The organism is Dialister sp., assembly GCF_051885895.1.
In the GTDB taxonomy this organism is placed as follows: Bacteria; Bacillota; Negativicutes; order Veillonellales; family Dialisteraceae; genus Dialister.
Window position 1 is genome coordinate 1 of sequence record NZ_JBJEXP010000029.1, and the last position, 2,741, is coordinate 2,741.

Consider the following 2,741-nt stretch of genomic DNA (forward strand, 5'->3'; position numbering starts at 1 on the left):
TCATCGAAGACCTGAAGGGCATTCTGAAAAAGGACTGGAAGGTCCTTTTTGCCGTACCCCGGGCTTCGGAGGAAGAGGAACTGAAGGGCATTTTCCGGGATTATGAAATTCCCATGTCCGACGAGCTTGCGCCGGGCAGGGTCTATATGATTCACGGGGTGCTGTCCGAAGGCTTTGAACTGCCGGAGGACAAGCTGGCCCTCCTCACCGCCGGCGATGTGCTGGGCAAACAGAAGATCCGCCGGGTGAAGGGCGCCGGCAAAGGACGGCAGATCCGCTATTTCTCGGACCTGAATCCCGGAGACTATGTGGTGCAGGACGTGCACGGCATCGGCAAGTACCTGGGCATCAAGACCATCGAGCTGTCCGGCGTGCACCGCGACTATATCGCCATCCAGTATGCAGGCAATGACAAGCTCTATCTGCCGGTGGAAAAGATTTCCACTCTGGAAAAATATATCGGCCCCGAAGGCGGGACGCCGGTATTAAATAAAATGGGGGAAGCCCATTGGGAGAAAATCCGCTCCAAAGCCAGAAAGTCCATTGAGGAACTGGCGGAACGGCTTCTGGATATTTATGCCAAGCGGGAAATCACCAAGGGCATTGCCTTTGCCAAGGACGGACCGGAGCAGAGGGAGTTTGAAGATACCTTCCCCTATGTGGAAACGGAAGACCAGCTCACCGCTATTGACGGCATCAAGCAGGCCATGGAACGGCCTATCCCCATGGACATGCTCCTCTGCGGCGACGTGGGCTTCGGCAAGACGGAAGTGGCCATGCGGGCCGTATTCAAATGCGTCATGAGCGGCTACCAGGCCATGGTGCTCTGCCCGACCACCGTCCTTTCCCAGCAGCACTATAAAAATTTCAAGGAACGGATGGAAGGCTTCGGCGTGAACCTGGCCCTTCTGAACCGTTTCACCACCCTGAAGGAAAAGAGAGACATTCTCCGGCGGCTGAAGGACGGAGAAATCGATGTGGTTATCGGCACCCATGCAGTGCTCAATAAAAAAGTGGAATGCCGGAAACTGGGCCTTCTGGTGGTGGATGAAGAACAGCGCTTCGGCGTGGTGCAGAAGGAAAAGTGGAAATCCTGGTCCTCCGGCATCGATGTGCTCACCCTGTCCGCCACCCCGATTCCCCGTACCCTGCACATGAGTCTCACCGGCGTGCGGGATATGGTGACTATTACTACGCCGCCCTCCAACCGCCACGCCATCCAGACCTATGTCACCGAATATGATGACACCATTGTCAAGGATGCCATTCTCCGGGAAAAGGAAAGGGGAGGGCAGACCTACTTCGTCTACAACCGCATTGAAACCATGGGAGCCATGCTGGACCATTTACGGAGCATCCTTCCGGAAAACATCACCATCGGCGTAGCCTACGGCCGCATGGAAGGCAGGCAGCTGGAAAAGGTGATGCTTGATTTCTACGAACAGCGGTATGACGTGCTTCTCTGCACCACCCTTATTGAAAACGGGCTGGACCAGCCGAATGCCAATACCATGCTTGTGTATGATGCAGACCGCATGGGTCTTTCCCAGATCTACCAGATGCGGGGCCGGGTAGGCCGTTCCGAAAAAATCGCCAGAGCCTGGTTCTTCTACCGCAAAGGAAAGGTGCTTTCCGAAGTGGCGGAAAAAAGACTGGATACCATCCGTGAATTTACGGAACTGGGCAGCGGATTCAAGGTGGCCATGCGGGACCTGGAAATCCGGGGAGCCGGCAACCTGCTGGGCGCCGCCCAGCACGGCAACATTGCCAGCGTAGGCTTTGCCACCTACTGCACCATGCTGGAAGAAGCAGTGGAAAAACTGCGGGCCAAGAGAGAAAACAGGCCCCTGCCCAAGAAGCTGCCTAACACCACCATCGAATTCCGCCAGGATGCCTACCTTGACAGCGATTATATTTCCAATGAAGAACAGAAAATGGAAATCTACCGCCGCCTGGCATCGGTGGAAGACGACAAGGCCTTGTCGGACCTTATCGACGAAGTGGTGGACCGCTTCGGCACTCCCACAGAGCCGGTGGAAAAACTGTTCAGCATTTCCCGCATCCGTGTCAGAGCCAGACAGCTGGGCATCGGCAGCATCATGGACGGCGGCGTCAACTTCGTTATTAACTGGGCGGACGAGGAACCCATGCGGGGCTGGAATCCCATGAAGCTCCCCAAAACCATGCTTCCCTACATCCGCCTCCTGCCGGGCAGCCTGGCTAAAATGAGTATCAACAAAAAAGGCATTACCGGCGATGAAATGAAGTGGATGTCCGGATTTATGGATGAAATGTATAAAGAAGTCAAAGGGGAGTAGGAGAACGGCCCTTGGGGCAGGGGGTTCTGAAACAGGAATCTCCGCTTTTCTCCTGTCAACCCGGTTCGGTGATCCGACAATCGGGGATCTAAGATCGGGATCGAGATCGGGTTCGGGATAGAGAGCGGGATGACGGTATTCCCGAAAGCAGGAGGGCGCAGAATCAGCCGCTCAGAATAACGAGCAGGGCTGACAGCTGGTGGCTGGTTTCCGGCTGCAAGCTACCCGGCCCCGATCCCATCTTCTTATGTCTTTTTCGGTGCTAAAACTCCATTGACTCACTCCCTCGATCCCGATCCCGACCCCGGCCCCGATCCCGATCACGGCCTCGGCTCCGATCCCAATCCCAGTCCCGACCGTGTCACAGACGCTCCCTCGCCTTTCGCGGGTCATCCTGAGCGACAGCGAAGGATCTCGGTATAT

1 protein-coding gene is annotated in these 2,741 nt (G+C 55.9%); it reads left to right on the forward strand.

Going from position 1 to position 2,741, the window contains the following annotated elements; all coding sequences use genetic code 11:
• On the forward strand, positions 1–2,318 hold a 2,318-nt coding region (gene mfd / locus ACI4N7_RS02225; protein WP_439731740.1), incomplete at its 5' end, for a transcription-repair coupling factor.
• Positions 2,319–2,741: the final 423 nt, after the last annotated feature.